Annotated in this window: 12 protein-coding genes; 7 read left to right on the top strand and 5 right to left on the bottom strand. The window is 72.0% G+C overall.

From position 1 onward, the window contains the following. Positions 1 to 178: 178 nt before the first annotated feature. The 3 genes from ABZ858_RS19710 to ABZ858_RS19720 form a co-directional block, all read right to left on the bottom strand. On the bottom strand, positions 179 to 1,909 hold the full coding sequence (locus ABZ858_RS19710) for an LCP family protein (protein ID WP_361379715.1): 1,731 nt from the start codon (positions 1,907 to 1,909) through the stop codon (positions 179 to 181). Between the two features lie 86 nt (positions 1,910 to 1,995). Then, a complete protein-coding gene (mgtA, locus tag ABZ858_RS19715; protein ID WP_361379718.1) occupies positions 1,996 to 4,653 on the bottom strand; it encodes a magnesium-translocating P-type ATPase in 2,658 nt (885 codons plus the stop codon). A 43-nt stretch (positions 4,654 to 4,696) separates the two neighbouring features. Continuing rightward, positions 4,697 to 5,059, bottom strand: a complete 363-nt coding sequence (locus ABZ858_RS19720; protein WP_361379721.1) for a metalloregulator ArsR/SmtB family transcription factor — start codon at positions 5,057 to 5,059, stop codon at positions 4,697 to 4,699. Between the two features lie 361 nt (positions 5,060 to 5,420). Here ABZ858_RS19720 and ABZ858_RS19725 point away from each other — a divergent pair, with 361 nt between their 5' ends. Continuing rightward, positions 5,421 to 5,684 carry a GlsB/YeaQ/YmgE family stress response membrane protein gene (locus ABZ858_RS19725; RefSeq protein WP_361379724.1) on the top strand — a complete coding sequence of 88 codons (264 nt, stop codon included), beginning with the start codon at positions 5,421 to 5,423 and terminating at the stop codon, positions 5,682 to 5,684. A 108-nt stretch (positions 5,685 to 5,792) separates the two neighbouring features. On the opposite strand, the gene ABZ858_RS19730 is transcribed toward ABZ858_RS19725, so the two are convergent. Beyond that, entirely contained in the window at positions 5,793 to 6,428 is a 636-nt protein-coding gene (locus tag ABZ858_RS19730) for a TetR/AcrR family transcriptional regulator C-terminal domain-containing protein (RefSeq protein WP_361379727.1), read from the bottom strand. 119 nt (positions 6,429 to 6,547) lie between these two features. Here ABZ858_RS19730 and ABZ858_RS19735 point away from each other — a divergent pair, with 119 nt between their 5' ends. Further along, on the top strand, positions 6,548 to 8,059 hold the full coding sequence (locus ABZ858_RS19735; protein ID WP_361380217.1) for an FAD-dependent monooxygenase: 1,512 nt from the start codon (positions 6,548 to 6,550) through the stop codon (positions 8,057 to 8,059). Positions 8,060 to 8,407: 348 nt separating this feature from the next. Next, a complete protein-coding gene (locus ABZ858_RS19740; protein ID WP_361379730.1) occupies positions 8,408 to 9,538 on the top strand; it encodes an NAD(P)/FAD-dependent oxidoreductase in 1,131 nt (376 codons plus the stop codon). A 108-nt stretch (positions 9,539 to 9,646) separates the two neighbouring features. Here the strand turns inward: ABZ858_RS19740 and ABZ858_RS19745 are convergent, their stop codons facing one another. Continuing rightward, complete coding sequence (locus ABZ858_RS19745; RefSeq protein ID WP_361379733.1) at positions 9,647 to 10,009, bottom strand: STAS domain-containing protein; 363 nt, start codon at positions 10,007 to 10,009, stop codon at positions 9,647 to 9,649. A 458-nt stretch (positions 10,010 to 10,467) separates the two neighbouring features. Here ABZ858_RS19745 and ABZ858_RS19750 point away from each other — a divergent pair, with 458 nt between their 5' ends. The 4 genes from ABZ858_RS19750 to ABZ858_RS19765 all read left to right on the top strand — a co-directional run bounded on the left by ABZ858_RS19750 (position 10,468) and on the right by ABZ858_RS19765 (position 17,170). Continuing rightward, positions 10,468 to 14,637 carry a SpoIIE family protein phosphatase gene (locus ABZ858_RS19750; RefSeq protein ID WP_361379736.1) on the top strand — a complete coding sequence of 1,390 codons (4,170 nt, stop codon included), beginning with the start codon at positions 10,468 to 10,470 and terminating at the stop codon, positions 14,635 to 14,637. Then, entirely contained in the window at positions 14,637 to 14,936 is a 300-nt protein-coding gene (locus ABZ858_RS19755) for an STAS domain-containing protein (RefSeq protein ID WP_361379739.1), read from the top strand. Before ABZ858_RS19750 ends, ABZ858_RS19755 begins: the two co-directional genes overlap by 1 nt. A gap of 126 nt (positions 14,937 to 15,062) precedes the next feature. After that, complete coding sequence (locus ABZ858_RS19760) at positions 15,063 to 15,866, top strand: alpha/beta hydrolase (protein WP_361379742.1); 804 nt, start codon at positions 15,063 to 15,065, stop codon at positions 15,864 to 15,866. Continuing rightward, positions 15,866 to 17,170 (top strand): SpoIIE family protein phosphatase, encoded by a 1,305-nt coding sequence (locus ABZ858_RS19765; protein WP_361379745.1) that lies wholly within the window; start codon positions 15,866 to 15,868, stop codon positions 17,168 to 17,170. The genes ABZ858_RS19760 and ABZ858_RS19765 overlap by 1 nt, the downstream gene beginning before the upstream one ends. Positions 17,171 to 17,207 lie beyond the last annotated feature (37 nt).

The raw sequence follows: 17,207 nt of genomic DNA on the forward strand, positions 1-17,207 counted from the left end.
TTTTCGGCACCTGTCGTACCGGTTCTTGAGCGCCAGCGGTTTACCGTACCACGTCCACGACGGCGCGGGGCGGTGAATTCTCCCGCATGGAATCCCTTTACTGGGCCTGGGATCAGAGGGAACGGAGTGCATTTCTGTGACTGCCGTTGCGCGTGCTTCCACGGCCCGTGCGCCTGTTTCAGGCGTCGGAGTCCGGCTTGCCGCGTGCCGCCGCGTACGCCTGGGCCGGTGTCATGGGGACGCCGTCGAGGCTGACCGACTTGTAGGGGCTCACCTGGGCGCAGTCCTTGTCCTGGTCGGCGGTCTGGGCGTGGGCGCCCGCGACCGCGGCTTTCGCGTCGGCGGGCCCCGGAGCGGAGGAGGACGAGCCGCCGGGGTACTTGGTGCCGCTCGTCCAGTCGCTTCCGATGACCAGGATCAGCCCGTTGCCCGGGCCTTGCCGCAGCCGCCCGGCCGGCAGCCCGAGGGCGTCGGCGGCCGTCCGCGCGCGGGCCTCCTGCCCGGCGCCGTACACGAGCGTCGTGGTGGTGGCGTGACGGGGGGCGTTCGCCGTGGTCGTGGCGGGGCTGAAGCCCTGGGCTGTGAGGGCGGCCGCGACGGTGGAGGCGCGACCGGTGACGGTGGTCCCGTTCTCGACCGTCACCGCGATCCGGGACGGGGGCACGGCCGGAGTCGTCGCCGTGGGCCGCGCGGTCGCGGAGGCCGCCGCGGTCTTCTCGCCCGAGCTGGTCGTCAGCGAGTGGTCGCCCGCCATGGCGGCGAAGAGGGAGGTGGCGCCGGAGCCCACCACCACCCGGTCCCGGTTGGCCGGGTCCGGGGCCGTCTGCATGGTGGTGAAGGTCATCCGCTGCGCCGGGACCTTGTTCACGTCGGAGGCGAGCCCGATCAGCTTGCTGACGCTGCCGAGGCCGTCGTCCACGGTCAGCGCCTTCGTGGCGGCGTCCGCGAGGCCGTAGACCGCGGTCGGGTCGGTGAGCGTGCCCGCGCTCTTGAACTTGCGCATCATCGCGCCGAGGAAGAGGTGCTGGGTGCTGGTGCGGCCCAGGTCGCTGCCGTCACCGAAGCCGTGCCGGGAGCGGACGAACTCCAGCGCCGCGACGCCCTTGAGCGTGTGGCTGCCCTGGGACAGTTTCAGGTGCGAGTAGGTGTCGTAGACGTTGTCACTGACACACACGGAGACGCCACCGACCGCGTCGGACATCTTGACGACCCCGGAGAAGTCCAGCTTGACGAAGTGGTCGATGGGGATGCCGGTGAGCTGGTGCACGGTGGCCACCTGGCAGGCCGGGCCGTACTGCAGCGCGCTGTTGACCTGGCCGAGGTAGCCGGCCGTGGACTGGCCGGTCCCCTTGTCGGTGCAGGCCGGGATCCGGGTCATGGTGTCACGGGGAATGCTCATCACCGTGGCGTTGGAGCGGTCGGCGGATATGTGCACCACCATCTCCACGTCCGCGTTGCCTTCCCCGGTCTGGACACCGCTCCTCGCGCAGCCGCCGCCCAGCTCGCAGTCCTCTGCGCTGGTCCGGCCGTCCGAGCCGATCACCAGGATGTTGATCGGAGTGCGGCCGAAGGCGTCCGCCTCCTCCGTACCGCCCTTGCCGTCGAGCGAGACGCTGTGGATGTTGTCGTTCAGGTGCTGGTAGAACCAGAAGCCGACACCGGCCGTGACCAGCAGCAGGAGCGTCAGGCCGATTCCGGCGGTCCGCAGCAGCCGCTTGCCGCGGCTCAGCGGGCGTGACCTGCCCCGTGACACACCGCGCCCGTCCCGCGCGCGGGAGACCGACGCCCTCCCCTCGGCGCGGCCGGCCGCCCGGGGCGCTCTGTCGGATGCGGCCCCGCGTTGTCCGGGCACCCGGAGGGTGTCCCTGCGCGTGGCCTGGCCCCTGCGGCCGTCCCGCGGGTCGCTCATCGTCCTACTCCCCTGAACCTTCGGGCCCGTCCGGCCGGCCCATCCGTGGTACGCGGCGGGCGATGCAGACACCCCGCTTCAATTGCTTAGTTGCGCAATGTAGCAAAGAGATCCGCACGGGCGGCACCGGCCCGTGCGGACGGGCCGGGTCCACCGTCGCCTCGTCGCCCATGGCGCGTACGAACAGCCACCAGGCCCGCGGTGTAGAGGACCAGTACGCCGCCGAGCAACAGGTAGTACAGGCCCGGCAGGGCGGTCAGGCCGAGCACGGGGCCCCACGGGGAAAGGGGCAGGATCAGGCCGATGGCGGCGAGTGCCAGGGCCGCCCACGTGACCGGGCCCGCCGTGCGGCGCTCGGCACCCCGGCGGCCGGCGCGCAGCAGCAGCATCACCAGGGCCTGGGTGAGCAGGTTCTCGGTGAACCACCCTGAGTGGAACGCCGATTCGTCGTCGCCGGTTCCCGGCCCGTACAGGAAGAGCGCGAGAACACCGAAGGTGGCCAGGTCCGCGACGGCGTTGAGCGCGCCGAAACCGATGATGAACCGCAGCAGGGCACGGGGGTCGAGCACGGCCGGACGCCGTAGCACGGCCGGGTGGGGGCGGTCGTGGGCGAAGGACAGCTGGGCCGCGTCGAAGCACATGTTCTGGATCAGGACCTGTGCCGGGAGCATCGGGAGGAAGGGCAGCAGCAGGCCGGCGCCCAGCATCGCGATGACGTTGCCGAGGTTGGAGGAGAGTGTGACGCGCAGGTACGTGGCGATGTTGCCGCCCGCGTGCCGGCCCGCGGCGACGGCGTGGGCGATCGCGGTGAGGTCCTTCTCCGCGAGCACCACGTCCGCGGCCTCCCGGGACACGTCGGCGGCTGCCCGCGGGGCGATGCCGACGTCGGCGGCGCACAGCGCCGGCAGGTCGTTGACGCCGTCGCCGAGGAAGCCGACCGTGTGCCCGGCCCCGCGCAGTGCCCGGGTGACCCGGGCCTTGTGTGCCGGGGTGCAGCGCGCGAAGAGGGTCGTACGGCGTGCCGCTTCGGTGAGTTCGGCGTCGGTGAGGGTGTCGATACGGTCGCCGGTGAGCACGGCGCCCGCACGGCCCCCGGTCGGGATGCCGAGGTCGAGGCAGGCGCGCGCGGCCGTCGCCGGGTGGTCGCCGGTGAGCACTTTGACGCCGACGCCCTGGCCCGCCAGGACCTTGAGCGCGTCCGCCGCGGTGGGCGCGAGCGCGTCCCGCAGGGTCAGCAGGCCGCGGAGGGTGAGCCCGCGTGCGTCGGAGAGTGCGTGGTCGCGCGCCGCGGCGGGGCGCTCGGCCGTCGCGACCGCCAGGACGCGCACACCTCCGCCGGCCTGCCGGGCGGCCAGCTCGCGTACGCGGTCCCGCTCCTGGCCGGCGAGTGCGCAGCGGTCCAGGACCGCTTCGACGTCTCCCTTGACGACCAGGGTGTGCGCGCCGAGCCGCCCGGGCGTTCTGATCAGCGCGGTCGCCAGGCGGCGTGCCGGGTCGAAGGGCACGGCCGCCACACCGTCGTACGCCATGAGCGCGTCCTCGTCCGCGGCGGCCAGGATCGCTTCGTCGAGGGCGTCGGGGCGTGGCAGGTCGACGAGGTGGAGAGTCCACCAGGCGTTCACGGCGGCCCAGTGCAGGACACCGGGTTCGTCTCGGCCGTCCGGGCCGAGTGCGCGGTCGACGACCGCCCGGTCCTGGGTCAGGGTGCCGGTCTTGTCCAGGCACAGGACGTCCATGGTGCCGATGTCGTGCAGCGCGGGCAGCCGTTTGACGATCACCGCGTGGTCGCGGGCCAGCAGCGCGGCTCCCCGGGACAGGCACAGGGTGACCAGGACCGGCAGCATCTCCGGGGTGAGCCCGACCGCGACCGCCACGGCGAACGGCAGCGTCTCCAGACCGCGGTCCCGCAGCGCCGTGTTCGCCATCAGCACCAGCGGCGGAGTCAGCAGCATGAACCGGATGAGGATCCAGGAGATGCCGTGGACGGACCGGTCGAAGGCGCTCGCGCCGGGCCGGTCCGCCGCGCGGCCGCGCACGGCGGCGAACCGGGCGTGCGCGCCGGTCGCGGTGACGACCGCGGTGGCACTGCCGGAGACCACGCTGCTGCCCTGGAAGCAGAGCTGCGGCTGGTCGAACGGCCCGTCGGCGGCGGCGCGGGGCAGGTCGCCGGCGGACTTCGTGACGGGCGCGGACTCCCCGGTCAGCGCGGACTGGTGCACGGTCAGGCCGCTCGCGCGCAGCAGGCGTACGTCCGTCGGCACCAGATCGCCCGGGCCCAGCCGGATCACGTCCCCGGGCACCAGGTCGGCCACGGGGAGTTCGCGGGCCTCCGGTACGGCGTTCTCGGCGGGGCGCCGGAGAACGGTGGCGGTCGTGGCGACCAGTTCGCGCAGCGCGGCCGCCGAACGGTCCGCCCGGTGCTCCCCGGCGGCGCGCAGCACGCAGCTCACCACGACGAGCAGCAGGATCACCGCGGCGGTCGCCCAGGCGGAGACGGCTGCCGACACCAGCCCCAGGCAGCCCAGCACCGCGGTGAAGGGGTCCCGCAGGCTGCGTACGAGCAGCCGTGGCCAGGAAGCCTCGCGGTGGGAGGGAAGAGTGTTCTCACCCAGCCGGGTCAGCCGTTCCTCGGCCTGCGCCTCCGTCAGACCCCGCGGGCCGCTGTCCAGCCGGCGCAACACCTCCAGCACGGTCGGCACGGAAGTTCCTGGACGGGACTCCTCGCCGGACGCCGGCACAGCCATCGGCCGCAGCGTCCCGGCACGCTCCCCGGCAGCGGCCGCGTCCTCAGCCACCGATCCCACGCAGCCGGCGCACCGGCGCCTGGGCGGGCGAGGAGCGCTCGGTCAGCTGTCCGACCATCACCCGCACCACCGTCACGACGTCCGGGTCGGCGACGTAGTAGACCTGCCGTCGGCCCTCACGGCGGGCACCGACGAGACCGGCCAGCTTGAGCTTCGCCAGGTGCTGACTGACCGCGGGCAGCGCACCACCCACCCGGTCGGCGAGATGCGTGACATCACTCTCGTGCTGCGACAGCACCCACATGATGTGCAGCCGGGCCGCGGAGGCGAACAGTCCGAAGGCGGCCGCGGCCTCGGTGAGAACTTCCACGGACGGGTCCTCGAATCCACCGACGCTGCCCGACACCGTTCTCTCCCGTCCCGCCCGCTTCACCGCCTACGTCCGTACGCCCACACAGTGTAGGGGGCGGCCGCCCGGCCTCCGCGAGGGTGCGCGGTGCCGCCGACCGTGGTGATGGTGCCGGGGCGCGGCCATTCGGCGGTGTCGGACGCAGGTCCGAGGAGAACGCCCCGGCAGCCGCACCTGGCGGGCGCGACAGCGGTGTCCCCGGTCACGGCACACCGGACGGCCGCCTCGGTATCGAAGGCCGGGCAGAAATGGGGACCCTTGGTCGACATATCCCGCTCCGTGGGGGATATCCGTGAGTACGTCGGAACCCCACCCCCGGGTTCTCGGCGTCACCACAGCACAACGGAAGGAACACCTCGTGGGCATCATCGCCTGGATCCTGATCGGCCTCATCGCGGGCGCCATCGCGAAGGCCCTGACCCCCGGCAAGGACCCGGGCGGCTGCCTGGTGACCATGCTGATCGGCATCGTGGGTGGCCTGCTCGGCGGCTGGCTCGGCAAGGTGATCTTCGGCGTCCACTCGATCAACGGCTTCTTCAGCCTCTCGACCTGGATCGCCGCGATCGTGGGTTCCGTGATCGTGCTGCTGCTCTACCGACTGCTGACGGGGCGCTCGCGCTGACACCACTTGCACGCACCGAGGAGGCGGCCCCCATGGGGGCCGCCTCCTCGGTGCGTGCGGCCCACTGCCGCGCGACACCGTCAAGACGGCGTCCGGGCCGGCCTCCTCTCACCTGTGCGTGAGTGAGTCGAGAATGAGTGACAGGCCGAAGTCGAAGCGTTCGGCGAAGTCGATGTCCTCCATGTACGGCGCCACGCGTGCGAGCGAGGGATAGCCGCCGGCCGTCAGCGCCGGCGCCAGGGTGTGCTCGGTCTCCCCTCTCAGTGCCTGTTCTTCCTGGGTGAGGCCCAGGGTCAGGTACAGCACGGTCCAGAACGCCCAGGCCGCCTCCCGCTCCCCCAGTCCGCCGGCGAGGAGTGCCTCCAGCAGCGTGTCGGCGAACCTCAGCGTCCCGGGCTCGGCGGCGTAGGTGCCGGTCACCAGCGCGGCGCCGTCGCGGTGGGCCAGCAGGGTGGCCCGGTAGCGGTGGGCGAGTTCGCGCACCCGCTCGCGCCAGTCGCCGGGCAGGTCGTCCAGCGGCACTTCGGCGGCGATCGCGTCCGCCATCAGTTCCAGCAGCCGCGACTTGGTCTTGGCGTGCCACAGCACCGTGTTCATGCGGACGCCGAGCCGGTCGGCGGTGCCGCGCACGGAGACCGCGTCCGCGCCCCGCTCGTCGAGCAGTCCGAGCGCCGCCCTCACCACCGCTTCGGGACCGAGCTTCGCCCGGCTGCCGTCGTCCCCGCTTGCTTGATTCTTGGTCACTGACCTAGTCTACTGGAAGCAGTCGATTGGTCACTGACCAAGACGAGGTCGGTGGCTGCTCCGAAGGAGGGGCCATGACGCATAGGGAGCGAACGCCTCAAATGACACGAACTGACCGGATGGGCGGGACGAGCAGGGCGGACGAGAGCGGCGGGAGCGGTACTGAGGACCGTGTCGTCATCGTCGGGGCGGGCCCCGTGGGGCTGTGGCTCGCGGCCGAGCTGCGGTTGCGGGACGTGCCGGTGACGGTCCTGGAGACACGCGAGCACCCCGACCCGCACTCGCGGGCCCTGACCGTGCATCCGCGGACCCTGGAGGTGCTGGACTGCCGGGGCGTGGTCGAGCCGTTCCTCAGGGACGGGGTCCGCATCCCCAGCGGTCACTTCGCCGCGCTCCGCGAGCGGATGGACTTCGCTCCGCTGGACACACCGTTCCCGTTCACCCTCGCGCTCCCCCAGGCGCGTACCGAGGAGCTGCTCGCCGCGCACGCGACGAGCGCCGGTGCCGAAGTGCTGCGCGAGCACCGGGTCACCGGGCTCCGGCCGGGAACGGACCACGTCGACGTGACCGTCGAGGGGCCGCACGGCAGCGAGCTGACGCGGGCGGCGTACGTGGTGGGCTGCGACGGCACCCGCAGCACCGTGCGCCAGGCCGCGGGCATAGATTTCCCCGGCACACCGGCGACACTGTGGGCCTGGCTCGGGGACGTGGTCCTCGACGCGCCGCCCGGGACACCCTCGTTCTCGGGGCCGCACGGCAACCTGATGGTCTTCCCGCTCCCGGGCGGCGTCAGCCGGATCGTCGGCAACGATCCGGTGAGCCTGCGGCCGGACCATCCCGGCGAGCTGACCTTCGAGGAACTGCGCGCCACGGTCACCCGCATCGCGGGCACCGACTTCGGGATGCGCGATCCGCGCTGGCTCTCGCGGTTCGGCAACGCCGCCCGGCAGGCGGCCCAGTACCGCAGCGGCCGGGTGCTGCTGGCCGGGGACGCGGCGCACATGCACTTTCCCGCGGGCGGGCCGGGGCTGAACGTCGGCATCCAGGACGCGACCGCCCTGGGCTGGAGACTGGCCGCCGTCTTCCACGGCTCGGCCCCGGACGAACTGCTCGACACCTACCACGCGGAACGCCACCCCGTGGGCACCGAGCTGCTGATGCACACCCAGGCGCAGGCCGGGCTGATGACGACGTACTCCAACGAGGGCCATGCGCTGCGTGCGCTGCTCGGACAGCTCATCACCACCGTCCCGGAGTTCAGCCTGACGCTGGCGGAGCGGCTGTCGGGGCTGTCGGTCGCCTATCCTCCGCGGGAGCCGGACGCGCACCCGCTGACCGGACAGCGGGCGCCGGACCTTCGGTTCACCAGCGGAGTACGACTGTTCGAGCTGCTGCGCGACGGACGCCACGTGCTGCTGGACCTCACCGGCGAGTCCGGAGCCGAAGCCGTCGGCCCCCGTACGGACGTGGTCTTCCACAGCGCGCGGCTCGCCACCCCGCGCCCCGCCTGGTCGGCCGTCCGCGCGGCCCTCGTCCGCCCGGACGGTCATGTGGCCTGGGCGAGCGACACCGAGGACGCCCGCCACGCCCCCGCCACCGCAACCGCCACGGCGGGCACGGTCTTCCACTGACTCCGGTGCGGTGGTTCTGCGCACAGCGTGGGCGCGCCGTCTCTCCGCACGGCGTGGGCGCGCCGTCGTGGATCGGGGGCTGCGTGTTCCGCGCTCCCGAACCTCCGATGGCTCGCCCACGCCTTCCTGTGCCTGGAGTGCGGGCCTGTCCGGGCGATCGCGGGAGGTGCGGCAGCAATGCGCGCATCATGAGCATGGTCGATAGGGGAATCGGCTCAGTGCCCTGTCGGGTGGGTGTCGGTCGTCTGTCGGGGACAGCCGGTCCGGCGTCGGCGTTCTGTAGGCCGGTCCTGACACGGTTTCAGGAAAGCTGCCGGAGACCGGCGGTCCCGACCCCGAGGAGTCACCATGCGCACCCCCGTCACGATCATCGGCGCCGGGCTCGGCGGACTCACACTGGCCCGCGTCCTGCACGTGCACGGCATCCCGGCCGTGGTCCACGAGGCCGAGTCCTCCCCGACCGCCCGCGCACAGGGCGGGATGCTCGACATCCACGACTACAACGGACAGCTCGCGCTCAAGGCGGCCGGCCTCATGGACGAGTTCCACGCGATAGTCGTCGAAGGCCGCCAGACGATGCGGCTCGTCGAGCAGGACGGGACCGTCCTGCACGAGATGGCCGACGACGGCACGGGCGGACGCCCCGAGGTACAGCGCGGGGAACTGCGCCGCATCCTGCTCGACTCGCTCCCGGCCGCAGCCGTCCGGTGGGGCCGCAAGGTCAGCGGCACCCGCGCCCTGGGCGGGGGCCGCCACGAGGTGACGTTCGCCGACGGCGGCACCGTCGTCACGAACCTGCTGGTCGGCGCGGACGGCGCGTGGTCGCGGGTACGGCCGCTGCTCTCCGGCGCCGCACCCGAGTACGTCGGCACCTCGTTCGTCGAGACTTACCTGTACGACGCCGACACCCGGCACCCGGCCGCCGCGAAGGTGGTGGGCGGCGGCTCGATGATCGCCCCCTCTCCCGGCAAGGAGATCTTCGCTCACCGGGAGAGCGGTGACACCCTGCACGCCTACGTGGCGTTGTCCAGGCCGCTGGACTGGTTCGCCGCCGTCGATTTCACCGACGCCTCCGCCGCGGCCGCGCGGATCGCCCGGGAGTTCGACGGCTGGGCGCCGGAGCTCACCGCGCTGATCGCGGACACCGACATCGCCCCCGTCCTGCGCCCCCACTACGCCTTGCCGGCCGGGCACCGGTGGGAGCGGGTGCCGGGCGTGACCCTGCTCGGTGACGCCGCCCACCTCGCCGCCCCGAACGGCGAAGGCGCCAATCTGGCCATGCTCGACGGTGCCGACCTCGGGAAGGCCCTCGCCGCGTACCCCGACGATGTGGAGGCCGCGCTCACCGCGTACGAACAGGCCGTGTTCGCCCGCGGTGCCGAGCCCGTCACGTTCGACGGCGCGGAGGTCCACGGGATCGACTCCGAGAACAACACGGCCCGGGCCATGCTCAAGATGATCACAGAGCCGAGTAGCTAGGCTCGTCCTGTCGACGCGGCTGCCGGGCTTCCCGGAGGGGCCCGGCGCCGTGGCGTGGGCGCCTGTCGCCCTACGGCTGCCGCGGGCCGGAGGCAGTGGCCCCGGCGGTCATGACCGGAGTCCGGCCAGCGCCTCTTCAACCGTGGGGTAGATGACGAAGACCTGGTCGAGTCCCGTGATGCGCACGATCCGTTCCAGGCCGGAGTTGAGTCCGGCCATGCACAGGGTGGCGCCGGCGGCCTGGGCGCGCTGGTAGGTGCTGATGAGCGCGGTCAGGCCCGTGGAGTCGCAGTATTCCAGCTCTGTCAGATCGACGATCACGTCTGCCGCAGGAGTGAAGGTCATGCCGGCCACTGCCTGGTTGAGATGTGACGAGGTGTGGTGATCGAGGTCACCGCTCACTCGCAGCAGCAGCCGACCGCTGGGGTGCGACTCCTGAGAGATCAGCAAAGGGCGTTCTGCGTCGGTCACCTTTTCTCCTGTGGGACGACCTGTGGGACGAGCGGACGAGCGGCAACGCCGTGAGGGTGCCCTGTCATCGGCTCGTGTCCTCCGCTGCTGTGCTCTGCCGGGCCGGGCACCCCGGGGGCCTGCGTGTCGGGTTCCCGGATCAACTGGTTTATCCTACGTAGTCGTACCTCTCGCGGAGGACAGCAGCGGAGCTTCAGGCAGCGGAGCCCGGTCTTCACCACAGTACGTCCCTCCCGGTCATCCGAGTGAGCCGGGGCGGTGACGACGACGCCCGGACGGGCGGAGCGGACGCGCTCACCCGTCGTACGGCGTCGTGCAGGGTGCGGGTTCGCTCATGGACACAGGTCGGACCCGCCCGTGCGACACGGGGGCGAGCGGTCGTGACGGGCCGGCCCACGGACAGGCCGGCCCGCAGGGCAGCGTTTGACAGGCGTTCGGACGAACGGAAAGGCCGCGGCATGTCGCACTCAGAGGACGCCCAGCAGCAGGCACCCACAGCGGCCTGGGCTGACGTGTTCTGCGCCGACAGCGAGGTCGGCCCCGACCTCGCGCTGGTCGACTGGGCGGCGACTCCGCTGGGTCCGCCGTCCGGCTGGCCGCAGAGTCTGCGGACGGCGGTCAGCATTCTGCTGTCGTCCCGGTTCCCGATGTGGATGGCGTGGGGGCCGGACCTCACTTTCTTCTGCAACGCCGCCTACCGGCGCGACACCCTGGGACGCAAGTACCCCTGGGCACTGGGCCGGCCGGCCGCCGAGGTGTGGGCGGAGATCTGGGACGACATCGGGCCCCGCATCGACCGGGTCCTGGACACGGGTGAAGCGACCTGGGACGAAGCGCTGTTGCTGTTCCTGGAGCGTTCCGGTTACACGGAGGAGAGTTACCACACCTTCTCCTACAGTCCGCTGCGGGACGATTCCGGTGCCGTGGTCGGCATGCTGTGCGTGGTCAGCGAGGACACCGAACGCGTCATCGGTGAGCGGCGGATGGCCACCCTGCGCGACCTGGGTTCCGACCCCAGCGTCATCCGTACCGGACGGGAAATGCTGTCCTTCGCCGGACAGCAGCTGAGCCGCAACACCAAGGACCTCCCCTTCACCCTGACCTACCTCTTCGAGGACGACGGCTCCGCCCGGCTGGCGACCGCCACCGGTATCCCCGGCGGCCATCCGGCGGCCCCCTCGGTGCTGCGCACGGACGAGCCGCAGACGGTGTGGCCCACGGCCGCCGCGGCCCACGGGGAGTCCGTGCTGGTCCCGCTGGAAGGCTCCGCGTTCGACGCCCTGCCGTCCGGGAGTTGGGACAAGCCACCCACCCAGGCCCTGATCGTGCCGCTGCTCCAGCAGGGCAACACGCCCTACGGGTTCCTGGTGGCCGCCCTGAACCGGTACCGCGTCCTCGACGACGGCTACCGGGGCTTCGTCGAGTTGACCGCCGGCCACCTGGCGTCGGGCATCAGCAGCGCCCGGACCTACCAGGCCCAGCAGCAGCGTGCGGAGGAACTGGCGGAGCTGGACCGCGCCAAGACGACGTTCTTCTCGAACATCAGCCACGAGTTCCGCACCCCGCTGGCCCTGATCATGGGCCCGCTGGAGGAACTGCGCGGCCGGCTCGGCCAGGACGACCCGGGGGTGCGCCAGGAACTCGACCTCATGCACCGCAACGGGCTGCGGCTGAGCAAGCTGGTCAACACGCTGCTGGACTTCTCCCGGATCGAGGCCGGCCGGATGCAGGCCACCTACGAACCGGTCGACCTGGCCGCCGCGACCAGCGAACTGGCCAGCGTGTTCCGCTCCGCCGTCGAGAAGGCGGGCCTCGGCTTCGACATCGACTGCCCGCCCATGGACGAGCCGGTCCACGTCGACCGGGACATGTGGGAGAAGGTGGTCCTCAACCTGCTCAGCAACGCGCTGAAGTTCACCTTCGCGGGTTCCATCCGTGTCACCGTGCGGCGGGAGGACGGCTGGGCGGTGGTCCGGGTCGCCGACACGGGCATCGGCGTCTCCCCCGCGGAGATGCCGCGCCTGTTCGAACGATTCCATCGCATCGAGAACGCCCGCTCGCGCTCCAACGAAGGCAGCGGCATCGGTCTCGCCCTCGTGAAGGAACTCGTCGGCCTGCACGGCGGCACCATCACCGCCGAGTCCGCCGAGTCCCAGGGCACCTCCTTCACCATCCGGCTGCCGCTCGGCACGGGTCACCTGCCCGCGGCGGCGGTCGCCGGCGGCCAGGGCAGCACGGCGGTCTCCACCATCGCCGACCCCTATCTGCAAGAGGCCCTGCGCTGGCTGCCCTCGGACCGGGCCGACCGCCGGGCCGGCCCGGAGCGGCTCCCGGACGACGGGTCCGTGATGTCCCGTGGAGCGGACGCCCCGTCGTCCGCGAGGGTGCTGATCGCGGACGACAACGCGGACATGCGCGAATACCTCACCCGCATCCTGACCGGTGCCGGATACCGGGTCGACGCCGTCACCGACGGGCAGGAAGCGCTGGACGCCATCCGCGGCAACGCGCCCGACCTCGTGGTCAGCGACGTGATGATGCCCCGGCTGGACGGACTGCAACTGGTCGGGGCACTGCGCGGCGACCCGCGCACGGTCTCCGTGCCGGTGCTGCTGCTGTCCGCGCGGGCCGGGCAGGAGGCGTCCATCGAGGGACTGCACGCGGGTGCCGACGACTACCTCGTGAAGCCGTTCGCCGCGGCCGAACTGCTCGCCCGGGTACGGGGCAACGTCGAGCTGGCACGGTTGCGCGGCCACCACGCCCGCTGGCGCACCGCCCTGGTGGACTCGCTGCAGGAAGCCTTCTTCGTCTGCGACGAGGACGGGGCCGTCGTCGAGGTCAACGCGGCCTTCACCGGCATCCTCGGCTACGGGCCGGAAGACCTTCCCTACGCTCCGGTCCATCCGTGGTGGCCGGACGCCGCCACCGATCCCGAAGCGCACCGGCAGGTCGCCGAGGCCTTCGAGCGGCTCCTCGGCGAATCCAAGGGCTCCTACACCATTCCCGTGTCCCATCGCGACGGTCACCGGCTGTGGGTGACGGCCACCTTCGCCCATGTCCAGGACCCCGACAGCGGGCGCCGGGTCACGGTCGGCACCTTCCGGGACGTGACGGCCGAGCACTACGCCGTGCAGCGCGAGAGCGCGCTCGCGTCCCTGAGCACCGGCCTGTCCCAGGCCACGAGCCTTCCGGAAGCCCTCTCCGGCGCCCTGGACCGGCTTCAGGAGCTGTGGCGGGCCCGGTGCGTGCTGGCAGCCGTCTTCGAGGGCGGCGACGAACCCTCGCTCACCGCCACCGACGCCACCGCCTGGCAGCAGCTTCCGGCCGAGCGCCGGCGCGCCATCGCGGACATGCGGCAACGGCCCGTGCTCACGGCGGTCCCCGGCGACACCGGAGCCGTCGTCCGCATCGAGCACCCGGCCGGACCGATGGTCGTCTGGATCGACCTGGGCGAACGCCGTCCCTTCACCGAAGAGGACCAGCTGCTGCTCTCGCTGCTGGCCGGTCACCTCGCCCAGGGCCTGACCCGCGCCCACCAGATCGACCAGCAGCGCGAGACCGCCCTCGCTCTGCAACGCGCCATCCTCGGCCCGTCCCGGCTGCCGGACGGGTTCGCCGTCCGCTACGAGCCCGCCACCCAGCCCCTGGAGGTCGGCGGCGACTGGTACGACACCATCACCCTGCCCGACGGCCGTATCGGCATCGTCGTCGGCGACTGCGTGGGCCGTGGTCTGGAAGCCGCCAGCGTCATGGGACAACTGCGCAGCGCGTGCCGCGCCCTGCTGCTGCAGGACGCCAGTCCCAGCCAGACGCTGATGGCCCTGGACCACTTCGCCGCGACCGTCCCGGGCGCGATGTGCACCACCGTCTTCTGCGCCGTCCTCGACCCGGAGACCGGCCGCCTGACGTATTCCAGCGCCGGGCATCCGCCGGGCATCCTCACCCACCCGGACGGCTCCACGACGCTCCTGGAGGGCGGGCGTTCACTCCCGCTGGCCGTCCGCCCGGGACGGCAGCGCCCGGAGGACGAGTGCGTCATGCCCGCGCGCGGCACCCTGCTGCTCTACACCGACGGTCTCGTCGAGCGCCGGCGGCGTCCGCTGGACGCGGGCATCGGCCAGGCCAGCGAAGCCGTGCAGAACGGCCGCGACGCCGCTGTCGACGACCTGGCCACCCAGGTCATGACCCAACTGGCCCCCGCGGACGGGTACGACGACGACGTCGCCCTCCTCCTGTACCGCCACCCCGCGCCCCTGGAGGTGTCCTTCCCCGCGGAGTCCGCCCAGCTCGCCCCGGTCCGCAAGGCGCTGCGCAGCTGGCTGGCCCAGTGCGAGCTGCCGCCGAACACCGTGCAGAACATCCTGGTCGCCGTCGGCGAGGCCTGCGCGAACGCCATCGAGCACGGCCACCGCGACGCGCCCGGCGACACCGTCCGCCTGCGCGCCGAAGCCCTGGTGCACGATCTGCGCCTCACCGTCACCGACACCGGCCGGTGGAAGCACCCGCAGCCGGAGCTCAACACGCACCGGGGGCGCGGGGTGAACTTGATGCGTTCCCTGATGCAGCAGGTCACCATCACGCCCACGACCACCGGCACCACCGTCGACATGCATACGAGGATCGCCTGATGACCACTCCGCTCACCCTGGAACCCGGCCGCCGTGACGACGGCACCCGGCAGCTCACGGTCACCGGTGAGGTCGACATGAGCAACGTCGGCCTGCTCGCCGAAGCGCTCGACGGCCACCCCGGGCCCCTCGTGCTGGATCTGACGGCGGTGGAGTACCTGGACAGCGCGGGCCTCAGCGTGCTCTTCGCGCACGCCGACCGGCTCGAACTAATCGTCACCACCCTGCTGGCTCCGGTGATGAGCATTTCGGGCCTGGCCGATCTGGCCACGGTGCGCGGGCTCGAACCCGGAGCGTGATGCCGCCGGGTCCGCCGGCGGCGCCGTACCGGCGAGAGCGGCCGGCCCGGGCCATCAGGTGATCCCGATGATCCCGGGCCCCGGCCGGGCAAGTTCAAGCACATGGAGCATGGAAGGAACGTCGGCATGGATGTCCGCCGCAGGAACAACGTCCTGGTCACCGGGCCCGCCGAGGGGCGGGTGGTGGTGCTGGCGCACGGCTTCGGCTGTGACCAGAACATGTGGCGCCTCCTCGTGCCCGCCCTGGCGGAGCGCTACCGGCTGGTCCTGTTCGACTACGTGGGCTCCGGCGGCTCCGATCTGTCCGCCTGGGACGAGGAGCGGTACTCGTCGCTGGACGGCTACGCGCAGGACGTGGTGGACATCTGCCGGGAACTGGACCTGCGCGAGGCGGTGTTCGTCGGGCACTCGGTCAGCGCCATGGTCGGCGTACTGGCCGCGCGGACCGCGCCGGAACGCATCGGGGCGCTGGTGATGGTGGCTCCCTCACCCTGCTACATCGACGACGAGGGCTACCGCGGCGGCTTCAGCACCCAGGACATCGACGAGTTGCTCGCCTCGCTGGAATCCAACTACCTGGGCTGGTCCTCCGCGATGGCCCCCGTCATCATGGGCAACCCGGACCGGCCGGAACTCGGGCAGGAACTGACCAACAGCTTCTGCGCCACGGACCCCGACATGGCCCGGGTCTTCGCCCGTACCACCTTCCTGTCCGACAGCCGGGACGACCTCGAGAGCGTGACGGTGCCGACGCTGGTCCTGGAATGCACTCAGGACGTCATCGCGCCGCGCGAGGTCGGCGCCTACGTGCATGCCGCGATCCCCTCCTCCCGCCTGGTCACGCTGAACGCCACCGGCCACTGCCCCCAGCTGAGCGCGCCCGAAGCCACCGCCGAAGCCGTCCTCGGCTTCCTCAAGGCCCTGCCGTGATGTGCCGGTCGGGCGAGCAGCCGGAACCACCGGACAGCGAGACCCACACCGACACCGCTTTCACCGCACTGCTGGAAGACAGCGCGGAAGACCTGTACGAGTCGGCGCCCTGCGGCTACCTGTCCACGCTGATGGACGGCACCGTCGCCAAGATCAACGCAACCCTGCTGCAGTGGCTCGGCCTGGAACGCGAGCACGTCGTCGGACGCATGCGGTTCGCCGACCTGCTCACGGTCGGCGGCAAGCTCTACCACGAGACCCACTTCGCGCCGCTGCTGCGCATGCAGGGCCGGCTGCGGGGCATCGCCCTGGAGATGAGGTCCCCCGGCGGGCGACTTCCCGTACTGGTCTCGTCCGTCATCAAGCACGGCAGCGGTGGTGAGCCCCTGCTGATCCGCACCACCGTCCTCGACGCGACCGACCGGCGCGCCTACGAGGAAGAACTCCTGCGCCGGCAGCGCGACGCGCAGGAGGCACGCGCGGCGGCGGAGGAGGCGTACGCCCAGATCGCGGAGACACGCCGGCAGGCCGAGACGGACCGGGCCAGGCTGACCGACGCACTGGCCGTCCTGCAGAAGTCGCTCGTGCCCAGCACGCTGCCCGTCATGCCCGGCATGGAGACGGCCACCTACTACCACACCGCCTATCCCGACCAGTTGGGCGGCGACTTCTACGACGTGTTCGCGCTGGACGGCGGCCGGTGGGCGTTCTTCATCGGCGACGTGTGCGGCAAAGGGCCCCAGGCGGCGGCGCTGACCTCCCTGGCCCGCTACACCCTGCGTGCCGCCGCCCTCCACGACCCCGAACCCGCCGCGGCGCTGGAGACGTTGAACGCCGTCCTGCGGGATCGGTACGCCGCGGACGGTGACCCGCGCTACTGCACAGCCATCTTCGGCACCATCGAGCCGGACCCCGAGACCGGTCAGGTCGCCATCCGTCTGGCCTCGGGTGGGCATCCGCCGGCTCTCGTCCTGCGAGCCGGCGGGCGTGCCGGCTTCCTGCCCACCCCGGGCGGATTCCTCGTCGGAGTCCTGCCTGCCGCGCCCTTCACCACCGCCGAGACCACCCTCGGCCCCGGCGACACGATGGTCCTCTACACCGACGGCCTCACCGAGGCCCGCACCGGCCCCAGCCGCGCCAGCTTGTACGGCGAAGAAGCCCTGCTCGCCTTCGCCACCGCCCACGCGCCCGCGTCGGCCCCCGAAGTCGTCTCCGAGCTGCGTGGCTTGCTGGAGGGCTTCGGGGACGGCCTCGACGACGACACCGCCCTCCTCGCCCTCGGAGTACCCCCTTCCCGGTCCTAGTGTCGTCGAATTCCCGCCTGCCCCGCGACGCCCGGCA

This window comes from Streptomyces sp. NPDC047017, assembly GCF_040644175.1.
GTDB lineage: Bacteria > Actinomycetota > Actinomycetes > Streptomycetales > Streptomycetaceae > Streptomyces.

Coding starts and splice junctions, on each gene's coding strand:
- ABZ858_RS19710 (WP_361379715.1), bottom strand. CDS start 1,909: ATGAGCGACCCGCGGGACGGCCGCAGGGGCCAGGCCACGCGCAGGGAC.
- ABZ858_RS19755 (WP_361379739.1), top strand. CDS start 14,637: ATGACCACTCCGCTCACCCTGGAACCCGGCCGCCGTGACGACGGCACC.
- ABZ858_RS19765 (WP_361379745.1), top strand. CDS start 15,866: ATGTGCCGGTCGGGCGAGCAGCCGGAACCACCGGACAGCGAGACCCAC.
- ABZ858_RS19750 (WP_361379736.1), top strand. CDS start 10,468: ATGTCGCACTCAGAGGACGCCCAGCAGCAGGCACCCACAGCGGCCTGG.
- ABZ858_RS19740 (WP_361379730.1), top strand. CDS start 8,408: ATGCGCACCCCCGTCACGATCATCGGCGCCGGGCTCGGCGGACTCACA.
- ABZ858_RS19735 (WP_361380217.1), top strand. CDS start 6,548: ATGGGCGGGACGAGCAGGGCGGACGAGAGCGGCGGGAGCGGTACTGAG.
- mgtA (WP_361379718.1), bottom strand. CDS start 4,653: ATGGCTGTGCCGGCGTCCGGCGAGGAGTCCCGTCCAGGAACTTCCGTG.
- ABZ858_RS19760 (WP_361379742.1), top strand. CDS start 15,063: ATGGATGTCCGCCGCAGGAACAACGTCCTGGTCACCGGGCCCGCCGAG.